Origin of the sequence: Acidovorax sp. 69 (genome assembly GCF_002797445.1) — a bacterium.
GTDB lineage: Bacteria > Pseudomonadota > Gammaproteobacteria > Burkholderiales > Burkholderiaceae_C > Acidovorax.
In genome coordinates, this window is sequence record NZ_PGEP01000001.1 from 3,885,531 (window position 1) to 3,905,790 (window position 20,260).

Genomic DNA, 20,260 nt, shown 5'->3' on the forward strand with positions numbered 1-20,260 from the left:
TGGCGCCCACAGCGGTCCGTCGGAGCACCGCCACAAAGCCGTCAATGGTGATGTAGGGAGCTATGGCCTGGGCGAGCAAGCCGCTTGCAGTATTTTTGCGAAGCAAATTTGTGCCCAGAGTGCAAGACATACCCTGCGAATTGGTCCGGTCTACATAACGTTGGGCGTCTTGGGGTAGTTCTCAGCGTATGCGACACTAGTGATTTACTATTGACACTAGTGTATTTCAGTGTGACACTAGTGCCTACATACATATAGGAGACTCAAATGCCACAGTTCACCGTTGATGAAGACTTGGCCGCATTGGTTGAGAAGTTAGCCAAGCCAAAGCCTTTCGAGAATCTTTCCTTCAATGCCGCATTGCGCCGCGTGCTCCAGGCGCAGATCCAGCCAAACAAAGTCGACTCCGAGTTGGAGCAACTACTTGCTGAATCTATGGCTTTGAAAAAGGGAACGAAAAAGGCTGCCTCACCTAGTCCTCAGCAATGGGCGGCAAGTGTCTCTGAATTGAAGACGAAGAAAGGCTTGGGTACATGGCAGGCTATCTGCGACGTCCTAAAGATTGAAACGGCCGGAGACTCGGCGAGAAGGAAGCTGCGGAATTGGGTGAAGACCAATCGTCCTAGTTGGCCACCGGTTCCTGAGCTCAGCGGGGATTGAAGATGCGACGCCCAACCCTTCATACCAGTGGACCTGAGTAAAAGCCGCGTAGACCCCTCAATTCGAACGTTGAGAGTCCGCCTCCACTACTAGTCGTAGAGTGCTCCTGGCCGATTCCTGCCGCCGCCCTCAACCCTCTCAAGGCACCGTAGACGCACCCGCCTCAAACCAACGGCCAATAAGCGCACGCTCTGCGTCGGTGATGCCCGTGGCGTTGTTCATGGGCATCAACTTTTGCACCACGGCCTGCTGGTAGATGGCCTGGGCGTGTTGCTTGACGTTGTCGGGCGAATCCAGCCGCAGGTTCTTCATCTGCACCTGCTCGCCGTGGCACATGTAGCAGCGCTGCTCCAGCACCGCCTGCACGGATTTATAGTCATTTTGGCCGCTAGCGCTGGATGCGATTGCTCCAGCAGCTCCTGAAACAGGAGCAACCGCCGCCGGCGTGGCCACCGGCGCCGGGCGCATCCACACGATGGCCCCCAAGATCACGGCCACACCGACCAAGGCGTAGGGCAGCGGGTTGCCATTGCGACCCAGCTTGTAGCCGTGGCGCATCACGAAAAATTGGCGGATAGCGGCACCCGCGAACATCATCAGGATGAGCACCAGCCAGTTTTGCGGGTGGCTCCAGGTAAAGCTGTAGTGGTTGCTGAGCATGGCAAACAGCACGGGCAGCGTGAAATACGTGTTGTGCACGCTGCGCTGCTTGCCGCGCTTGCCATGGATCGGGTCCACGGGCTGGCCGGCCTTGATCTGGCTGATGACCGTGCGCTGGCCGGGGATGATCCAGAAGAACACATTGGCGCTCATGGATGTGGCGATCATCGCGCCCACCAGCAAAAATGCGGCGCGGCCCGCAAACCAGTGGCAGGCCAGCCACGAGGCCACGCACACCAGCACCAGCACCAGCGCGCCCACAATGGCGTCGCCGTTCTTCTTCTGGCCAAAGATGCGGCAGATCGCGTCGTACAACAGCCAGAACACCACAAAAAATGCCAGGGCCACCGCGATGGCCGTGGCGGGCGCCCAGTCCATGCGCGACTTGTCTATGAGGTAGGTGCTGGCGCTGTACAGGTAAGACACCGTGAACAGCGCAAAGCCGCTGATCCAGGTGCTGTAACTTTCCCAGAAGAACCAGTGCAGATGGCCGGGCAGTTTGGGGGGCGACACCGCGAACTTGACCGGGTGGTAGAACCCGCCGCCGTGCACGGCCCACAGCTCGCCGCTGACACCCTGTTTTTTCAGGTCGTCGTCCTCGGGCGGCGTGAGGCTGCTGTCCAGAAAGACGAAGTAGAACGACGAGCCAATCCAGGCAATCGCAGTGATGACATGGACCCAGCGCAAGAGCAGGTTGGCCCAGTCGAGAAAGTAGCTTTCCATATCTCAACCTTGGTGGCGCAGGGGCGCCACATTGAACGTGTTTGTGATCTCGCAGGGGACCGCGTTGGAGCGCAATCGGGATGAGTGGATGCTCCGGATGCGCCGCATGGGCTAATGCCCATGCAAGCAGCCGGGGCGTCCAATCGCCCAATTTCGCTCCAACCCTTCGGGCAGTGGTCTTTGCGGGCGGTCTACGGCGTTGCGGCGCTTGCGGATAGCCGAGCTATCCACTGCGCACCGCGCCTAGCATTCCATCCCGCAAAGACCGCTGCGCGGCCCCTGAGAGACCACAAACACGTTCTTACAACCTGCTCACCACTGCGGGCGCTCTGAGCAGAAGAAGAGGTCGCGCACCTGGGCAGGAATCCTGCTGGGCACCGCTGCGACCGATGGATCAAAGTGTATGCAGGAATTGTTCCCGATTCCAGCCCCACCCTGGGGCCGCGGGGCCGGAGTTACCCTCGGTCTCCTCCGTTCAGGGTCTGCAAAAGCTGCGCCGCCACGGCCACGGCAATCACCTCGGGCTCTTTGCCCGCGATGCCGGGGATGCCAATGGGACAGGTGACCTCCGCCATTTCTTCGGGTGCAAAACCGCGCCCATGCAGGCGGTTGGCAAACGTCGCCCATTTGGTCTGGCTGCCAATGAGCCCGATGAAAGGCAGATCCCCCTGCTCGCGCTGGCGGCGCAGGCAGGCCGCCACCACATCCAGATCTTCGGCGTGGCTGAAGCTCATGATCAGCACACGGCTGCCCGGGGCCAGGCGGGGCACGGCCAGTTGCACGGGCTCGGAGTGTTCGCACACCACCCCCTCGGGCGGGTCGGGCGGGAACACACCGTCCCGGCTGTCGATCCAGGTCAATGCAAACGGCAAAGGGGCCAGCACCCGCGCCAGCGCATGGCCCACATGCCCGCCACCAAACAGCGCCACAGGATGCAGCCGGGGCGCGAGGCGGCTGGCCAGCCCGGCGGCGTTGCCCGCAGCCAGCGTCTCAAAGCCCAAGTGCACCACCCCGCCACAGCATTGCCCCAGTGCCGGACCCAGTGCAAACCGCAGGGGCGTGGGGCCGGCATCGTGCCCCCCCACCAGACGGCGGCGCGCCTCGGCAATGGCCTGCAGCTCCAGGTGCCCGCCACCGATCGTGCCGACCAGGCCGTCGGCAAACACCGCCATCCAGGCCCCGGGTTCACGCGGCACGGACCCTTGGGTAGACTCCACGGTTACCAGACAGGCTGGCCCGGCAATCAAGCCATCCAGCAACCTACGCAAATTCGTCACCGTTATCCCTTTGTAACGCCCCACCATCGCTGCCGGGTTATCGTGCCAGCAGCCCCTGTAACCCTTCACACCATGCCCGATACGCCGTCCACCCGCCCCACCGGAAAGCGCAGCCACTGGTTGCTCGCAGGCATCATGGCCGCTGGCGCAGCACTGCTGTCGGCCTGCAAAGCCCCCCCTGAACCAGCACCCGCCCCCGACAGCATCCCATCCACCAGTGCGGACACGAGCGGCGTCAAAGGCCCCGTCCCTGCAACAGCTGGCTCAGCGCGCCCCTCGGCAGCGGCCACGCCCCAAGCCTATCGGCAAGATGCGGCCACGCACCTGTATGGCTTGAACCGCGAGCGCGTCTTCAAAGGCAAGCTCCCCCCGCAGTTGTATGCCATCGGCGTGCTGCAGCTGGACATCGACCGCACGGGCAAGGTCACCCGCCTGCACTGGATGCGTGCCCCCCGCCATGCGCCCGAAGTGGTCACCGAGATCGAGCGCACCGTGCGCGCTGCAGCACCGTTCCCGGTGCCAACCCGCATGGGCAAGGTCACTTACACCGAGACCTGGCTGTGGGACAAGAGCGGGCATTTTCAGCTCGATACATTGACCGAAGGCCAACTCTGAAACACCGTCTGTGCCTCGCCCCCGTGACTGGTGCGCAGCGCCCGACTCACACCTGACACTGGCGCGGCACAGGCCAGGGCTGCCGCGCAAGGGCCGCCCCGCCGCGCTGGCGGCGTCGCCCTGCGGGGGGAGATGCGAAGCGGCGCAGGGGGTTTCTCATCACGAACCTCGGTACGTCGAATAGCTCCAGGGGCTGACCAACAAAGGCACGTGGTAGTGCTGGTCGGTATGGGCAACGCCAAAATCCAGGCTCACCTGGTTGAGGAAATTGGGTTCAGGCAGCTCCACGCCCTTGGCCTTGAAGTACCCCGCCACGTCAAAACGCAACCGGTACGTGCCGGTGCGCAGGCTGGTGTTGTCGAACAGGGGCGCATCGGTGCGGCCATCGTGGTTCAACACCAGACGCTTGATGAGCGTGGCAGCATCGCCATGGGTCGAGTACAGGGCGACCTCCATGCCGGCGGCGGGGCAGCCATGCATGGTGTCCAGAACGTGGGTACTGAGGCCCATAGGGAATCTCCTGAAGTGGGAACCACGGTCCATCGGCGACGATTGCCGGATCGCAGTGTGTAGACCAAAAGTGTATACACTTTTCGCCATCCACCGTATCATGCAGCCATGGAATCCTCATCCACCAGCGCCATTGTTGAAGCGCTGACCCGCGCCATCGTAGAACATCGCCTGCAGCCCGGCACCAAGCTCGCCGAGCAAAAGCTGGCCGACCACTTTGGCGTGTCGCGCACCCTGGTGCGCCAGGCGCTGTTTCAGTTAGCACAGAACCGTCTGGTCACGCTGGAGCCCGCGCGCGGCGCGTTTGTCTCCACCCCCTCGGTCGAAGAAGCGCGCCAGGTGTTTGCCGTGCGCCGCATGCTGGAGACCGAGATGACCCGCGCTTTTGTGCGCAGCGTGACACCCGCCAAGATCAAGGCCCTGCGCGCCCACGTCGCCAGCGAGAAAGCCGCCATGGGCACGGCCGATGCCAGCAGCCGCACCGAGCTGCTGGGCGACTTTCATGTGCGCATGGCCGAACTCATGGGCAACGAGGTACTGGCGCAGATGCTGGGCGACTTGATCTCACGCTGCGCCCTCATCACGCTGATGTACCAGTCGGCCAGCGCAGCCGAGCATTCGCACGAAGAACATGCCGACATCGTGACCGCCCTGGCCGCGCGCGATGAAGACCGCTCCGTGCACCTCATGCAGAGCCACCTCGAACATGTGGAAGCCAGCCTGACCTTTGACCGCAAGCGCCCGGCCAGCGACCTGGCCGCAGCCCTGGCCCCCATGACAGCCTGACCCCTGACGTTTGTTTTCACCGCCCATGATCTACGACTCCACCCAAGCCTACCCCCGCGACCTGATCGGCTACGGCAAGAACCCGCCCCACGCGCACTGGCCCGGCGGCGCCCGCATTGCCGTGCAGTTCGTGCTGAACTACGAAGAAGGCGGCGAGAACGCCGTGCTGCATGGCGATGCGGGCAGCGAACAGTTCCTCTCCGAAATGTTCAACCCCGCCAGTTACCCCGAGCGGCACATGAGCATGGAAGGCATCTACGAATACGGCTCGCGGGCGGGCGTGTGGCGCATCCTGCGCGAGTTTGAAACGCGGGGCCTGCCGCTCACCGTGTTCGGCGTGTCCACCGCCCTGCAGCGCCACCCCGAACTCACCGCCGCTTTCGTGGAGCTGGGCCATGAAATTGCCTGCCACGGCCTCAAGTGGATCCACTATCAGCACATCCCCGAAGAGGTGGAGCGCGCCCACATGGCCGAGGCCATGGCCATCATCGAGCGCCTGACGGGCCCGCGCGCAAGCGCGGAAGGCCAGGTGCACGGCCTGGGCTGGTACACCGGCCGTGACAGCCCCAACACCCACCGCCTGGTGGCCGACTTTGGCGGTTTTGAGTACGACAGCGACTACTACGGCGACGACCTGCCCTTTTGGATGAAGGTCCAGCGCAGTGACGGCAGCGTGGCCCCGCAGCTTATCGTGCCCTACACACTCGACTGCAACGACATGCGTTTTGCGCTGCCCCAGGGCTTCTCGCACGCAGACCCGTTCTTCCAGTACCTGAAAGACACGTTTGATGCGCTGTATGCCGAAGGCGACCCCGCCGGCGACAACGCGCCCAAGATGATGAGCATTGGCATGCACTGCCGCCTGCTGGGCCGCCCTGGCCGGATCACGGCGCTGCAGCGCTTTCTGGACCACATCGCGCAGCACGACAAGGTGTGGGTGGCCCGGCGGATCGACATTGCCCGCCACTGGGCGCAACACCACCCGGCCCCCATTTTTTGAATCAAATCGACCTCTAGCGCATACAAAATATGCGCTAGCAGCTCACTTTTTTGAAGCACACACCATGCCCCTGACGCTGGAACAAATCAACACCGCGGGCACCGCCGACGCCCTGCAAATGCTCGACGGCGTGTACGAGCATTCGCCATGGATCGCCGAGCAGGCGCTCGCGCAGCGCCCATTTCGCGCGCTGGCTCACCTCAAGCATGCAATGGCCCAGGTGGTGCGCACGGCCCCAGCCGAGGCGCAGCTCGGCCTGATCCGTGCCCACCCCGAGCTGGCAGGCAAGGCCATGGTGGCCCAGAGCCTCACTGCCGAATCCACCAACGAGCAATCGAAGGCGGGCCTGACGCAGTGCACGCCCGAAGAATTCGCACGCATCCAGCAGCTCAACGCCGACTACAACGCGCGTTTTGGTTTCCCGTTCATCCTGGCCGTGCGCGGGCCACGCGGCACGGGGTTGAACAAGCAGCAAATCATCGACACCTTTGCGCGGCGGCTGGACAACCACCCCGCGTTCGAGGTGGCCGAGGCGCTGCGCAACATCCACCGCATCGCCGAAATTCGCCTCACCGACAAGTTTGCGGCCGAGCCCCTGCTGGGCAACGATGTGTGGGACTGGCACGAGAAACTGGCAGAGCACTCTGACCCCGGCTTTGCCGAAAAGGGCCAGCTCACGGTGACTTACCTCACCGACGCCCACCGTGCCTGCGCCCAGCGCATCAGCCACTGGATGCGCGACTGTGGCTTTGACGAGGTCGAGGTCGACGCCGTGGGCAATGTGGTGGGCCGCTACCACCCGGCTGCTGGTGCAACGACGCCAGGCAAGTACCTGATGACCGGCTCGCACTACGACACCGTGCGCAACGGCGGCAAGTACGACGGCCGCCTGGGCATCTTCGTGCCCATGGCCTGCGTGCGCGAGTTGTACCGCGCGGGCAAGCGCCTGCCCTTCGGTATCGAGGTGATCGGCTTTGCGGAAGAAGAAGGCCAGCGCTACAAGGCCACCTTCCTGGGCTCGGGCGCACTCATCGGGCATTTCAACCCCGCCTGGCTGGACCAGAAGGATGCCGGCGGCGTCACCATGCGCGAGGCCATGCAGCATGCAGGCCTGTGCATTGACGACATTGCCAAGCTGCAGCGTGACCCGGCGCAATACCTGGGCTTCATCGAAGTCCACATCGAACAAGGCCCCGTGCTCAACGAGCTGGACCTGCCACTGGGCGTGGTCACATCCATCAACGGCGGCGTGCGCTACGTGGGCGAAATGATCGGCATGGCCAGCCACGCAGGCACCACCCCCATGGACCGCCGCCGCGATGCCGCCGTGGCCGTGGCCGAGCTGGCGCTGTACATCGAGCAGCGCGCCGCCAAGGACGGCGACTCGGTGGGCACCATCGGCCTGCTCAGTGTGCCCGGCGGCTCCATCAACGTGGTGCCGGGCCGCTGCCAGTTCAGCCTGGACCTGCGCGCCCCCACCGACCCGCAACGCGACGCGCTGGTGAAGGACGTGCTCGACCAGTTGGGCCAGATCGCCGCACGGCGCGGCATGCGCTACACGCTGGAAGAATCCATGCGCGCCGCCGCCGCCCCCAGCGCAGCCGCCTGGCAGCACCGCTGGGAGCGGGCCGTGGACGCCCTGGGCGTGCCCGTGTTCCGCATGCCCAGTGGCGCAGGCCATGACGCCATGAAGCTGCACGAAATCATGCCGCAGGCCATGCTGTTTGTGCGCGGAGAGAACTCCGGCATCAGCCACAACCCACTCGAATCCACCACCAATCACGACATGCAGTTGGCGGTGGATGCCTTCTCGCATGTCCTGCAACAGCTCTCCGAGGAAACGCCCGCATGACCACCACCGCACCGACCGACTACAGCGCACTGGATGCCTGGATCGACCAGCACTTTGACGAGGAAGTCCGCTTTTTGCAGGCCCTGGTGCGCGTGCCCACCGACACACCGCCCGGCAACAACGCACCCCACGCCGAACGCACGGCCGAGCTGCTCAAGGACTTCGGCTACGAGGCCGAAAAACATGCCGTGCCGACCGCTGACGTGTTGGCCTATGGCATGGAGTCCATCACCAACCTCATCGTGCGCAGACCGTATGGCGATGGTGGCAAGACCATTGCCCTCAACGCCCACGGCGACGTGGTGCCCCCCGGCGAAGGCTGGACACACGACCCCTACGGCGCCGAGATCGTCGACGGCAAGATGTACGGCCGCGCCACCGCCGTGAGCAAGGGCGACTTCGCCAGCTTCACCTTTGCACTGCGCGCGCTGGAAGCCGTGGCCCGACCCGCCCGTGGTGCAGTGGAACTGCACTTCACCTATGACGAAGAGTTTGGCGGCGAACTCGGCCCCGGCTGGCTGCTGCAAAAGGGCCTGACCCAACCCGACCTGATGATCGCCGCGGGCTTCAGCTACGAAGTGGTGACGGCCCACAACGGCTGCCTGCAGATGGAAGTGACGGTGCACGGCAAGATGGCCCACGCCGCCGTGCCACACACCGGCGTAGACGCGCTGCAGGGCGCGGTGCACATCCTGAACGCGCTGTACGCACAGAACCAGGAGTACCTGAAAGTCACGTCCAATGTGGCGGGCATCAAGCACCCCTACCTCAACGTCGGTCGCATCGAAGGTGGCACCAACACCAACGTGGTGCCCGGCAAGGTCACGTTCAAGCTCGACCGCCGGATGATCCCCGAGGAGAACCCGGTGGAAGTGGAAACCACCATTCGCCGCATCATCAATCAGGCGGCAGCAGAGCGCGCGGGCATCAGCGTCGATATCAAACGCCTGCTGCTGGCCAACGCCATGACGCCGCTGGCGGGCAACCAGCCTCTGGTGGATGCCATCCAGAAGCATGCACAGGCGGTGATGGGCGAGCCCTTGCCCGCCGTGGGCACTCCGCTGTACACCGATGTGCGCCTGTATGTAGAGCGCGGCATTCCCGGCGTGATCTACGGCGCTGGCCCGCGCACCGTGCTGGAGTCGCACGCCAAGCGCGCCGATGAGCGCCTGGACCTGGAAGACCTGCGCCGCGCCACCAAGGTGATCGCGCGCACGCTCAAAGACTTGCTGGCGTAAGCCGCCGATACGCGGGCTGCATGGCCTGCGTATGCAATCTGCATAACCCAGTAGCGGCGCGCACAGCGCGCCAGTTCTACACTTGCTGCGGGCACATTCCTCCGGGAATGCGCCCGCATTTCATTTGGAACAGATCAATAACACCGGAGCACCTACCAATGAACATCCGCCACACCCTGCTGGCTGGCAGCGTCGCGCTGGCACTGGCCAGCCTGACCGCCTGCGGCAGCACACCGCCAACCGCCAAGGCCAGTCCGCCGGCCTCTGCACCCGCTGCACAACAGACGGCAGCGGCCCAGGCCGCCAGTGCCGCCTATGACTTCGACATGGATGTGTTCCACCCCGTGGTGGCGCGCAACGGCATGGTCGCCACCGAGCAGGAACTCGCCTCGCAAGTGGGCCTGGACATCCTCAAGGCGGGTGGCAACGCAGTAGACGCGGCCGTAGGTATCGGCTTTGCACTGGCTGTGGCCCTGCCCAATGCGGGCAACCTGGGCGGCGGCGGATTCATGATGGTGCACGACGCCAAGACCGGCAAAAGCGTGGCCCTCGATTTCCGCGAAGTGGCACCGATCAAGGCCACGCGCGACATGTACCTCGATGCCAAGGGCAACGTGGTGGATGGCAAGTCGCTGTTCACCCACTACGCCGTGGGCGTGCCCGGCACCGTGGCCGGTATGGAGCATGCGCTCAAGAGCTGGGGCACCCTGCCCCTGTCGCGCGTGATCGCCCCGGCCATCGAGCTGGCGGACAAGGGCTTCCCGGTCAGCGAAACGCTGGCCAAGATCCTGCAGCAGGAAAAGAAGAACATGGGCAAGTGGCCCGCCACCCAGGCCATCTTCTGGAAGAACGGCGAGCCCCTGAAGGTGGGCGACGCGCTGGTGCAAAAGGACCTGGCCCAGTCCATGCGCCTGATCAGCCAGCAGGGCGCCAAGGCATTTTACGAGGGCGAAATTGCCCAGAAGATCGCGGCCGAGATGGCGCCACATGCTGGCGCCCTCACCCTGCAGGACCTGCGCGAGTACAAGGTGGCCGAGCGCGTACCCACGCGCGGCACCTACCGTGGCTATGAGATCGTGACCATGCCGCCACCCTCCTCCGGCGGCCCACACCTGGTGCAGATCCTGAACATGCTGGAGCCCCTGCCCCTGGCCCAGTGGGGCCCCAACAGCGCGCAGACCATCCACTACATGGCCGAAAGCATGAAGTTGGCGTACGCCGACCGCGCAGAGTACCTGGGTGACCCGGATTTTGTGAAGATCCCGCTCAAGGGCCTGACCTCCAAGCTCTACGCCGAATCGCTGGCCAAGGGCATCGACGCCAACACCGCACGCTCGGGCAAGAGCATCAAGCCCGGACAGCCCCAGCCGTATGAAAGCGACCAGACCACCCACTACTCCGTGGTGGACAAGGCCGGCAACGCCGTGGCGGTGACCTACACACTGAACACCAACTTCGGCAGCGGCATCGTCGCCAAGGGCACGGGCATTTTGCTGAACAACGAGATGGACGACTTCTCGGCCAAGCCCGGCGTGGCCAATGCCTACGGCCTGGTCGGCGGCGACGCCAACGCAGTCGCAGCCAAGAAGCGCCCCCTGTCGTCCATGACGCCCACCCTGGTGCTCAAGGACGGCAAGCCCACCCTGGTGACCGGCAGCCCCGGCGGCGCGCGCATCATCACCACGGTGCTGCAGACGGTGGTGAACACGATTGACTTTGGCATGAACCCCGCTGAAGCCGCTGCGGCACCGCGTGTGCACCACCAATGGACGCCCGATGAGTTGCGTGTGGAAAAGGGCCTGTCGCCCGACACCATCGCACTGCTCAAGCAACGCGGCCACAACATCGCCGTGAAGCCCTCGATGGGCCGCACGCAGACGATCCAGCTGCGTGGCGGTGCGATGTACGGGTATTCGGACCCACGCAATCCCGACGGCAAAACCCTGGGCTATTGAATACGTCAAATTTGATAGCAATGAGCGCTTGATGGACAAGCGCTAGCAGCCAAAATCACGAAAAATCCCGCTCGCCCCCAAGGCCTGCGGGATTTTTCATGGGCCGCGCCACAGGGCACGCCCCACCCCGCCCCGCCATACGCATGGATTTGCCCGCGATCGTTCGCAGAAAAAGTGGGCCGCCAGCGTCGCAGTGCGCCATGCCCCCGCTCAGGTGTCCACCCTGCGTCCGCTCCATAGACCGCACCCGGCACCAGAGTGAGGCCATCGCTTTCCCCGCTGGGCGAGGCGGGGTGGAGTGGGGTGGGCAAGAAGACTGCGGTGTTGCGCAGCGCGCGCCTTTCTGCCAGCGGAGGCCATGGACCACCGCAGCCTCAGTGACATCCAGTGCGGCCTCACAGCACGCACCACGCGGGGAGCATCGCTGTACCCACAAGCACATGCTGGCGCGCGTGGGCCACATGGAAGGCACACTGCCCCCTGCCCCCTGGTATCGGCCGCCTGCGTGAATCCCTGGCGCCACTGACCAGAAAACGCGCCACGGCACCCTCCAAGAATCAGGACTGGACACAGCCTCCACCGGCTCCAGGCAGCTACAGGCGGCGGCCCCACACTGTCAGGCGGCCCTCACTTCAAAGGTGTGGCCGGTTTTTGGCCGCCTGTTCTAAGGGTTTACCGGGATAAGCGTGTTCGATCATTTTGTATACGATTTTTGTATGGACATCTGTGCACCATCTGGCGCCCGTGTCCATGCCGTATTCACACCGAAACACCCGAAGGACACCCATGAACCCGCCCGTACACCCCGTGGACGAACACCTGCCCCTGGGGCGACTCACGGCGCTGGGCCTGCAGCATGTGCTGGTGATGTACGCCGGCGCCGTGGCCGTGCCGCTCATCGTGGGCCGCGCGCTCAACCTGACGCCCGACCAGGTGGCCAAACTGATCTCGGCAGACCTCTTCGTCTGTGGACTGGTCACGCTGATCCAGGCACTGGGTGCCTCGCGCTGGTTTGGCATCCAGCTGCCCGTGATGATGGGCGTGACGTTCGCCTCGGTGGCGCCCATGATCTCGATGGCGCAAAGCACGGGGGGTACGGCCGGGGCCGGGCTGATTTTTGGCTCGGTGATCGGCGCGGGGGTGATCTCGATCCTGATTGCACCGCTGGTCAGCCGCATGCTGCGGTTCTTTCCACCCGTGGTCACCGGCACCATCATTGCGGTCATCGGCATCAGCCTGATGCGCGTGGGCATCAACTGGATTTTTGGGAACCCGGTAGGCCCCACGGCACCCAATGTGGTGAACCCAGAACACATCAAATGGCTGAGCGAGATGCAGTCCGTCGCCGGCGCACCAGGCTCATCGTTGCCGCCCGTCCCCAAGGGCTTCGCGGTGGTGCCCACGGTGCCCAACCCCAAATATGCGGACCTGACCGGCGTGGGCATCTCGGGTCTGGTGCTGTTGTCCATATTGCTGATCGCCAAGTTTGCCAAGGGCTTCATCGCCAACATCTCGGTGCTGCTGGGTATCGTGATCGGTGCGGTGGTGGCGGTGGCCATGGGCATGATGAACTTCGACAAAGTGACCAAGGCGCAGTGGTTTGACCTGGTGCTGCCGTTCGAGATTGCAGGCCCCGTGTTCGACCCTGTCCTGATATTGACCATGACCCTGGTGATGATCGTGGTGATGATCGAATCCACCGGCATGTTCCTGGCCCTGGGCGAAATGACCGACCGCAAGGTGGACCAGGCCGCTCTCACACGCGGCCTGCGCACCGACGGCCTGGGCACGCTGTTGGGCGGCATCTTCAACACCTTTCCGTACACCAGCTTCTCGCAGAACGTGGGGCTGGTCGCCGTCACGGGCGTCAAGAGCCGATTCGTCTGCGTGGCGGGCGGCGTGATCCTGATCGTGCTGGGGGTGCTGCCCAAAATGGCCGCGCTGGTCGAATCGCTGCCCACGATGGTGCTGGGCGGCGCGGGCCTGGTGATGTTCGGCATGGTCGCGGCCACGGGCATCCGCATCCTGGGCGGGGTGGACTTCAAGAACAACCGTTTCAACGCCATGATCGTGGCGGTATCGATCGGCGTGGGCATGGTCCCGCTGATTGCGCCCAACTTCCGCCAATGGATGCCACATGCCATCCATCCCCTCATTGAATCCGGTATCCTGCTGGCCTCGATCGCGGCTGTGGCCCTGAACGTTTTCTTCAATGGCGCCAGCCGCGACACCTCCGCCGCTGTGAACGCCGCACGCCAGGCCGACGCCCACTAGGCCTGACGCCTGCCCGCTGCCTGAAAACTGCACACCCCCTGACAGCCCCGGCTGCCAGGGGGTTTTGGTTTCATGCTGCATACGCATAAACCTGCATGCCAGCGCCCCACGCCATCGGGTACGCTTGTTTTGCATTCCGCCGAGGACTTCCAGGATTTTTGTATGACACAGAACATTTCCGCCGCCGAGCAGGCCCTGCGCGACGCTGCCCGCGAATACCACCGCAACCCCACCCGCGGCAAGATTGCCGTCACCCCTACCAAACCCTTGTCCAACCAGCGCGACCTGTCGCTGGCGTACTCGCCGGGCGTGGCCTACCCTTGCCTGGACATCGCGGCAGACCCGTCCAAAGCGTTTGACTACACCTCGCGCGGCAACCTCGTGGCCGTGATCACCAACGGCACGGCCGTGCTCGGCCTGGGCGACATCGGCCCGCTGGCCAGCAAACCCGTGATGGAGGGCAAGGGCTGCCTGTTCAAGAAGTTTGCGGGCGTCGATGTGTTCGACATCGAGCTGGCCGAGCGCGACCCCGACAAACTCATCGAGATCATTGCGGCGCTGGAGCCCACGCTGGGCGGCATCAACCTGGAAGACATCAAGGCGCCCGAGTGTTTCTACATCGAGCAAGAGCTGTCCAAGCGCATGAACATCCCGGTGTTCCATGACGACCAGCATGGCACGGCCATCATCAGCAGCGCCGCATTGCTCAACGGCCTGGAGCTGGTGGGCAAGCAGATCGACCAGGTCAAGATCGCGGTCTCGGGCGCGGGTGCCGCTGCCATTGCCTGCGTGAACGTGATGGTGGGCCTGGGCGTGAAGCTGGGGAACATCTTCATGTGCGACTCCAAGGGCGTGATCTATGAAGGCCGCCCCGGCGGCTATGACGAATCGAAAGCGCGCTACGCCCAGAAGACCGAGGCCCGCACACTGGCCGATGCCGTCAACGGCGCCGACGTGTTCCTGGGCTGCTCGGCCCCTGGCGTGCTCACCGCCGAGATGGTCAAGACCATGGGCACCAAGCCCATCATCCTGGCGCTGGCCAACCCCGAGCCCGAGATCCGCCCCGAACTGGCCAAGGCCGTTCGCCCCGACTGCATCATCGCCACAGGCCGCTCGGACTACCCGAACCAGGTCAACAACGTCCTGTGTTTCCCCTACATCTTCCGGGGCGCACTCGACTGCGGTGCCACCAAGATCACCGAAGCCATGAAGCTGGCCTGCGTGCGCCAGATTGCCGACCTGGCCAAGGCCGACATCAGCGAAGAAGTGGCCAGCGCCTATGCGGGCAAAGAGCTGACCTTCGGCCCCGACTACCTGATCCCCACGCCGTTTGATTCGCGCCTGATCCTCAAGATCGCGCCCGCCGTGGCCAAGGCTGCGGCTGAATCGGGCGTGGCCACGCGCCCCATCGAAGACATGGAGGCCTACAAGGAAACGCTGTCGCGCTTTGTCTACCAGACCGGCATGCTGATGCGCCCCGTGATCAACGCGGCCAAGGCCCTGCCCGATGCCCAAAAGCGCGTGGCCTATGCCGATGGCGAAGACGAACGTGCGCTGCGCGCCGCACAGATGGCGATCGACGACAAGATTGCCGTGCCCATCCTCATCGGCCGCCCCGCCGTGATTGCGGCCCGCATCGAGAAGGCCGGGCTGCGCATGCAGCTCGGCAAGGATGTGGAGGTCTGCAACCCTGAGGACGACCCCCGCTTTCGCCAATACTGGGAGCACTACCACCAATTGCTCAAGCGCGACGGCGCGACGGCCGAGGTGGCCAAGGCCGCCGTACGGCGCTCCAACACCATCATTGCCTCGCTGATGGTCAAGCTGGGCGATGCCGACGCCATGATCTGCGGCCTGGTGGGCACGTACGAGACGCATCTGGAGCGCATCCACAGCATCATCGGCCGCCAGGAAGGCGTGAACGACTACGCCGCCCTGAACGCGCTGATGACCAGCCGAGGCACGCTGTTCATCGCCGACACCTACGTCAACGAAGACCCCACGGCGCAGCAGCTGGCGGACATCGCCTGGATGTCGGTGCAGGAAGTCCAGCGGTTTGGCCTGCCCCCCAAGGTGGCCTTCCTGTCGCACTCCAGTTACGGCTCATCCAAACGCGCATCGGCCAAGAAGATGCGCCTGGCCCGCGACCTGTTCGTAGCCGCCCACCCCGAGATCGAGTGCGATGGCGAACTGCACGGCGACGCCGCGCTGGAGCCGAACATCCGCAACGCCTACATGGCGGACTCGACACTGACCGACTCGGCCAACCTGCTGATCTGCCCGAACCTGGACGCGGCCAACATCCTGTACAACGTGCTCAAGACCACCACCAGCGGGGGTGTCACGGTGGGGCCCATCCTCATGGGCGCCGCCGCCACGGCCTACATCCTGACCCCGGCCGCCACCGTGCGCCGGGTGCTCAACATGACGGCCCTGGCCGTGGCCAGCGCAGCCGCCCGGCCACGCTGAGTGCGCTGGGCCGGCCGTGCGCAGGCCAGTCCACCCACCGTTTCAACGGGGCCTACGGGCCCCGTTTTTCATGGGTACGACAGCCCTTCGCACCGCGCCTGCACCATTTGGGGAAACCCAGCATGTCTGCATGCACCACTTCGGTGAACAATGGGGCACGGCAAAACACCCACATGCGCAAACCGGGCATCGTTTTTGCTGACTGCAGGTGTATGGCCCCTGGATGGGGCCCATGCCTTCCCTCACCGCATTTCCCCTCGCCCGACAGGAGCCCCCGATGAAAAAAAGACTGTTCATGCAAACCGCTGCCGCCCTGGCCCTGATCGGCAGCACCTCGCTGGCCCAGGCGCAAGCCACCACGCCCATCAAGTTTCAGCTCGACTGGCGTTTTGAGGGCCCTGCCGCCCTGTTCCTGCAGCCCGTGGCCAAGGGCTACTTCAAGGCTGCGGGCCTGGACGTGACCGTGGACGCCGGCAACGGCTCGGGCGGTGCCGTGCAGCGAGTGGCCTCGGGCACCTATGACATGGGCTTTGCCGACCTGGCCGCCGTGATGGAATTCCACGCCAACAACCCCGACGCGCAGAACAAGCCCGTGGCGGTGATGATGGTTTACAACAACACGCCCGCTTCGGTCATGGCACTCAAGAAGAGCGGTATCACCAAACCTGCCGACCTGGCCGGCAAGAAGCTGGGCGCACCCGTATTCGACGCAGGCCGCCGCGCGTTCCCCATCTTCCAGAAGGCCAACGGCATCGGCAGCGTGCAGTGGACCGCCATGGACCCCCCGCTGCGCGAAACCATGCTGGTGCGCGGCGACGTGGACGCCATCACGGGCTTCACATTCACCTCGCTCCTGAACCTGGAAGCCCGTGGTGCCAAGGCGGCCGACGTGGTGGTGCTGCCCTATGCGGACTTCGGCGTGAAGCTCTATGGCAACGTGATCATCGCGTCGCCGAAGCTCGTCAAGGAGAACCCCGCTGCCATCAAGGCCTTCCTCTCGGCGTTTGCCAAGGGCGCCAAGGAAGTGATCGCCAACCCCGCCGCTGCCATCGAGCATGTGAAGGCGCGTGACGGCATCGTGAACGTGCCGCTCGAAACCCGCCGCCTGCAGCTGGCCATCGACACCGTCATCAACAGTCCCGACGCCCGCGCCGAAGGTTTTGGCAAGGCGGTGCCGGGCCGCCTGTCGCTGATGGCGTCGCAGGTGTCGGATGCTTTCAACACCAAGACGCGTGTGAACGCCGACGACGTGTGGAACCCCAGCTTTTTGCCCAGCGCGACCGAGCTGAACATCCTGCCCAAGAAGTAATCACTATTAATTTGATAGCTTCAGGCGCATGATTGACTAGCGCTTGCGGCTATTTTTAGCAAAAAACTTCCATGCAGGCTGCTGACAACTATTTTGTGGATTTCCGGGACGTCTGGCTCGCCTACAACGACGAGCTGCGTGCCAAGAACCAGTTTGCGGTCGAAGCCATCGACCTGCAGGTGCGCCAGGGCGAATTCATCGCCATCGTCGGCCCCTCGGGCTGCGGCAAGTCCACCTTCATGAAGCTGGCCACCGGTTTGAAGATGCCCTCCATGGGCAAGATCCTCATCGACGGGCAGCCGGTGACGGGGCCGCTCAAGGTGTCGGGCATGGCCTTCCAGGCGCCTTCGCTGCTGCCCTGGCGCACCACGGTGGATAACGTGCTGCTGCCGCTAGAAATCGTCGAGCCCTACCGCAGCCACTTCAAGCAAAAGCGCAAGGAATACGAAGAGCGCGCCCGCAAGCTGCTGCAAAAGGTGGGGCTGGCGGGCTATGAGGACAAGTTCCCCTGGCAGCTGTCGGGCGGCATGCAGCAGCGCGCCAGCATCTGCCGCGCGCTGATCCACGAGCCCAAGATGCTGCTGCTGGACGAGCCGTTTGGCGCGCTGGATGCCTTCACCCGCGAAGAGCTCTGGTGCATCCTGCGCGACCTGTGGACCGAACAGAGATTCAACGTGATCCTCGTCACCCACGACCTGCGGGAGTCGGTCTTTCTGGCCGACACCGTGTATGTGATGAGCAAGAGCCCCGGGCGTTTTGTGGTGCGCAAAGAGATCGAGTTGCCCCGCCCACGCGACCTGGAGGTGACCTACACCAAGGAGTTCACCGACATCGTGCATGAACTGCGCGGCCACATTGGCGCACTGCGAAAAGCAGGCGCGCCCATCCAGCAGTAACCCGGAAATCTCCCCACCATGCACAAGAAAACCGTAGAGCGCTGGTCCCCCTGGATCTTGCTGGGCGCCACCATCCTGCTGTGGCAAATCGTCTGCTCGGCCTTCAATGTGTCCGAGTTCATCTTCCCCAGCCCCTGGGCCATTGCCACCCAACTGGTGGAATTTGGCGGCGTCATCGCAGGCCATGCCTGGCGCACCTTCTGGGTGACCATGGCAGGCTTTGGCCTTGCCATCGTCGTAGGGGTGCTGCTGGGCTTTGTGATCGGTAGCTCACGCCTGGCCTATGCCGCCGTGTATCCGCTGATGACGGCCTTCAACGCACTGCCCAAGGCGGCGTTCGTGCCCATCCTCGTGGTGTGGTTCGGCATTGGCGTGGGCCCGGCCATCCTCACGGCCTTTCTCATCAGTTTCTTCCCCATCATGGTCAACATCGCCACCGGCCTCGCCACCCTGGAGCCCGAGCTGGAAGACGTGCTGCGCGTGCTGGGCGCCAAGCGCTGGGACGTGCTGACCAAGGTGGGCCTGCCGCGATCCATGCCGTACTTCTACGGCTCGCTCAAGGTGGCCATCACGCTGGCGTTTGTGGGCACCACGGTGTCGGAGATGACCGCTGCGAATGAAGGCATTGGCTACCTGCTCATCAGCGCGGGCTCGTCCATGCAGATGGGCCTGGCGTTTGCGGGCCTGATGGTGGTGGGCGCCATGGCCATGGTGATGTACGAGCTGTTCAGTGCCATCGAAAAGCGCACCACCGGCTGGGCGCACCGGGGCTCGCAAGGCGAGTGAATTGGCACGGACGGCCGTCAAAAAAACAGCCGAAACACCCCTAGCGCTTATCTGCAAAGCGCTAGCAGCTACATTTTTAGGAGTGAATAACACCATCCACGGTGTAAGAGCACCGCCGCCGCTATACTTCGCGCCCCGTTGCACCGCAGGATCGCCCGGCATGCGCTTGACCGCTTTTTTCCACCCGCTGGCCACCCACGCCACCGTGACCGTGCTGGCAGCCCTGGCCCTGACCGCATGTGGTGGCACCACGCCCACCCGGCCCGACGCGGGGACGCAGCCCCCTCTTCCCACCTCCGCTCCCCCCATTCGCGTGGGCATTGCACTGGGCGGCGGTGCGGCCAAGGGTTTTGCGCACATTGGCGTGATCAAGATGCTGGAGGCCAATGGCTTTGCCCCCGCCGTCATCTCCGGCACCAGCGCGGGCAGCGTGGTGGGCGCGCTGTACGCCAGCGGCATGAACGCCTTTGAAATGCAGGAAAAGGCCGTGGCGCTGGATGAAGCAAAGATCCGCGACCTGCAACTCTCGTCCGGCGGCCTGGTGCTGGGCCAGAAGCTGGAAGACTATGTGAACGAGCAGGTGCGCCGCAAACCGCTGGAGCAGATGGCCAGGCCCTTTGTGGTGGTGGCCACGCGGCTCGAAGACGGCGAGCGCACCGTGTTTGCGCGTGGCAACACCGGCCAGGCGGTGCGTGCATCCAGCAGCGTGCCTGGCGTGTTCCAGCCCGTCGCCATCGGCAAATACCATTTTGTGGATGGCGGCATCGTGAGCCCCGTGCCCGTGGACGCCGCGCGCCAGCTGGGTGCGGACATCGTGATTGCCGTGGACATTTCCAACAAGGCCCGGGGCCAGACGCCAGCCAACATGCTGGGCGCATTGAATCAGTCGATTGCCATCATGGGCCAGAAGCTCGGCCAGGCCGAGCTGGCACGCGCCGACGTGATCATCCGCCCGCAGGTGCTGGACATTGGCGCGGCCGACTTCAGCCAGCGCGCCAACGCCATCGTGGAAGGCGAAAAAGCCGCCCTGGTGGCCATGCCGCAGATCCGTGAGCGCATTGCCCAGTTGCAGGCCGAGCGCGCCCGGTCCGCGCAGCAGGCGCAACAAAAAGTGATCGAGGCCGAGCACAGGGTCTGTGTGGACAACCGCTCGCGCCTGCAACGGCTGGCGGGCATGGCGGGGCTGGACGACTCCTGCGCGGCGCCGAAGTAGCCCACCGCGCAGCCGGGCCACCCCTGAGCGTTGCACA

At 64.2% G+C, this 20,260-nt stretch carries 16 protein-coding genes; 13 read left to right on the forward strand and 3 right to left on the reverse strand.

Going from position 1 to position 20,260, the window contains the following annotated elements; genetic code table 11:
* Positions 1-267: 267 nt before the first annotated feature.
* Positions 268-660 carry a hypothetical protein gene (locus CLU85_RS17795; RefSeq protein ID WP_100411431.1) on the forward strand — a complete coding sequence of 131 codons (393 nt, stop codon included), beginning with the start codon at positions 268-270 and terminating at the stop codon, positions 658-660.
* 138 nt (positions 661-798) lie between these two features.
* Here the strand turns inward: CLU85_RS17795 and CLU85_RS17800 are convergent, their stop codons facing one another.
* Positions 799-2,043 carry a urate hydroxylase PuuD gene (locus CLU85_RS17800; RefSeq protein WP_100411432.1) on the reverse strand — a complete coding sequence of 415 codons (1,245 nt, stop codon included), beginning with the start codon at positions 2,041-2,043 and terminating at the stop codon, positions 799-801.
* Positions 2,044-2,498: 455 nt separating this feature from the next.
* On the reverse strand, positions 2,499-3,320 hold the full coding sequence (gene xdhC / locus CLU85_RS17810; protein ID WP_100412628.1) for a xanthine dehydrogenase accessory protein XdhC: 822 nt from the start codon (positions 3,318-3,320) through the stop codon (positions 2,499-2,501).
* Positions 3,321-3,392: 72 nt separating this feature from the next.
* Between xdhC and CLU85_RS17815 the strand changes: the two genes are divergently transcribed.
* Positions 3,393-3,935 carry a hypothetical protein gene (locus tag CLU85_RS17815; protein ID WP_369858252.1) on the forward strand — a complete coding sequence of 181 codons (543 nt, stop codon included), beginning with the start codon at positions 3,393-3,395 and terminating at the stop codon, positions 3,933-3,935.
* Positions 3,936-4,094: 159 nt separating this feature from the next.
* Here CLU85_RS17815 and uraH read toward each other — a convergent pair whose 3' ends face one another.
* Positions 4,095-4,445 carry a hydroxyisourate hydrolase gene (uraH, locus tag CLU85_RS17820; protein WP_100411433.1) on the reverse strand — a complete coding sequence of 117 codons (351 nt, stop codon included), beginning with the start codon at positions 4,443-4,445 and terminating at the stop codon, positions 4,095-4,097.
* Between the two features lie 108 nt (positions 4,446-4,553).
* Here uraH and CLU85_RS17825 point away from each other — a divergent pair, with 108 nt between their 5' ends.
* The 11 genes from CLU85_RS17825 (at position 4,554) to CLU85_RS17875 (ending at position 20,223) form a co-directional block, all read left to right on the forward strand.
* The gene (locus tag CLU85_RS17825) at positions 4,554-5,231 is read left to right on the forward strand and encodes a GntR family transcriptional regulator (protein WP_100411434.1); all 678 of its coding nucleotides are present in this window, start codon (positions 4,554-4,556) and stop codon (positions 5,229-5,231) included.
* A gap of 25 nt (positions 5,232-5,256) precedes the next feature.
* On the forward strand, positions 5,257-6,231 hold the full coding sequence (gene puuE / locus CLU85_RS17830; protein ID WP_100411435.1) for an allantoinase PuuE: 975 nt from the start codon (positions 5,257-5,259) through the stop codon (positions 6,229-6,231).
* A 64-nt stretch (positions 6,232-6,295) separates the two neighbouring features.
* Positions 6,296-8,083, forward strand: a complete 1,788-nt coding sequence (uraD, locus tag CLU85_RS17835; protein WP_100411436.1) for a 2-oxo-4-hydroxy-4-carboxy-5-ureidoimidazoline decarboxylase — start codon at positions 6,296-6,298, stop codon at positions 8,081-8,083.
* The gene (locus tag CLU85_RS17840) at positions 8,080-9,321 is read left to right on the forward strand and encodes an ArgE/DapE family deacylase (RefSeq protein WP_100411437.1); all 1,242 of its coding nucleotides are present in this window, start codon (positions 8,080-8,082) and stop codon (positions 9,319-9,321) included. The genes uraD and CLU85_RS17840 overlap by 4 nt, the downstream gene beginning before the upstream one ends.
* A 158-nt stretch (positions 9,322-9,479) precedes the next feature.
* The gene (gene ggt, locus CLU85_RS17845; protein ID WP_100411438.1) at positions 9,480-11,276 is read left to right on the forward strand and encodes a gamma-glutamyltransferase; all 1,797 of its coding nucleotides are present in this window, start codon (positions 9,480-9,482) and stop codon (positions 11,274-11,276) included.
* 786 nt (positions 11,277-12,062) lie between these two features.
* Positions 12,063-13,550: a nucleobase:cation symporter-2 family protein gene (locus CLU85_RS17850; RefSeq protein ID WP_100411439.1), complete on the forward strand. Its 1,488-nt coding sequence runs from the start codon at positions 12,063-12,065 to the stop codon at positions 13,548-13,550.
* 162 nt (positions 13,551-13,712) lie between these two features.
* The gene (locus tag CLU85_RS17855) at positions 13,713-16,019 is read left to right on the forward strand and encodes an NADP-dependent malic enzyme (RefSeq protein WP_100411440.1); all 2,307 of its coding nucleotides are present in this window, start codon (positions 13,713-13,715) and stop codon (positions 16,017-16,019) included.
* 277 nt (positions 16,020-16,296) lie between these two features.
* Entirely contained in the window at positions 16,297-17,328 is a 1,032-nt protein-coding gene (locus CLU85_RS17860) for an ABC transporter substrate-binding protein (RefSeq protein WP_100411441.1), read from the forward strand.
* 71 nt (positions 17,329-17,399) lie between these two features.
* Positions 17,400-18,224 carry an ABC transporter ATP-binding protein gene (locus CLU85_RS17865; RefSeq protein ID WP_100411442.1) on the forward strand — a complete coding sequence of 275 codons (825 nt, stop codon included), beginning with the start codon at positions 17,400-17,402 and terminating at the stop codon, positions 18,222-18,224.
* An 18-nt stretch (positions 18,225-18,242) separates the two neighbouring features.
* Positions 18,243-19,010 carry an ABC transporter permease gene (locus CLU85_RS17870; RefSeq protein ID WP_100411443.1) on the forward strand — a complete coding sequence of 256 codons (768 nt, stop codon included), beginning with the start codon at positions 18,243-18,245 and terminating at the stop codon, positions 19,008-19,010.
* A 160-nt stretch (positions 19,011-19,170) separates the two neighbouring features.
* Positions 19,171-20,223 (forward strand): patatin-like phospholipase family protein, encoded by a 1,053-nt coding sequence (locus CLU85_RS17875; protein ID WP_100411444.1) that lies wholly within the window; start codon positions 19,171-19,173, stop codon positions 20,221-20,223.
* The last annotated feature ends 37 nt before the right edge of the window (positions 20,224-20,260 follow it).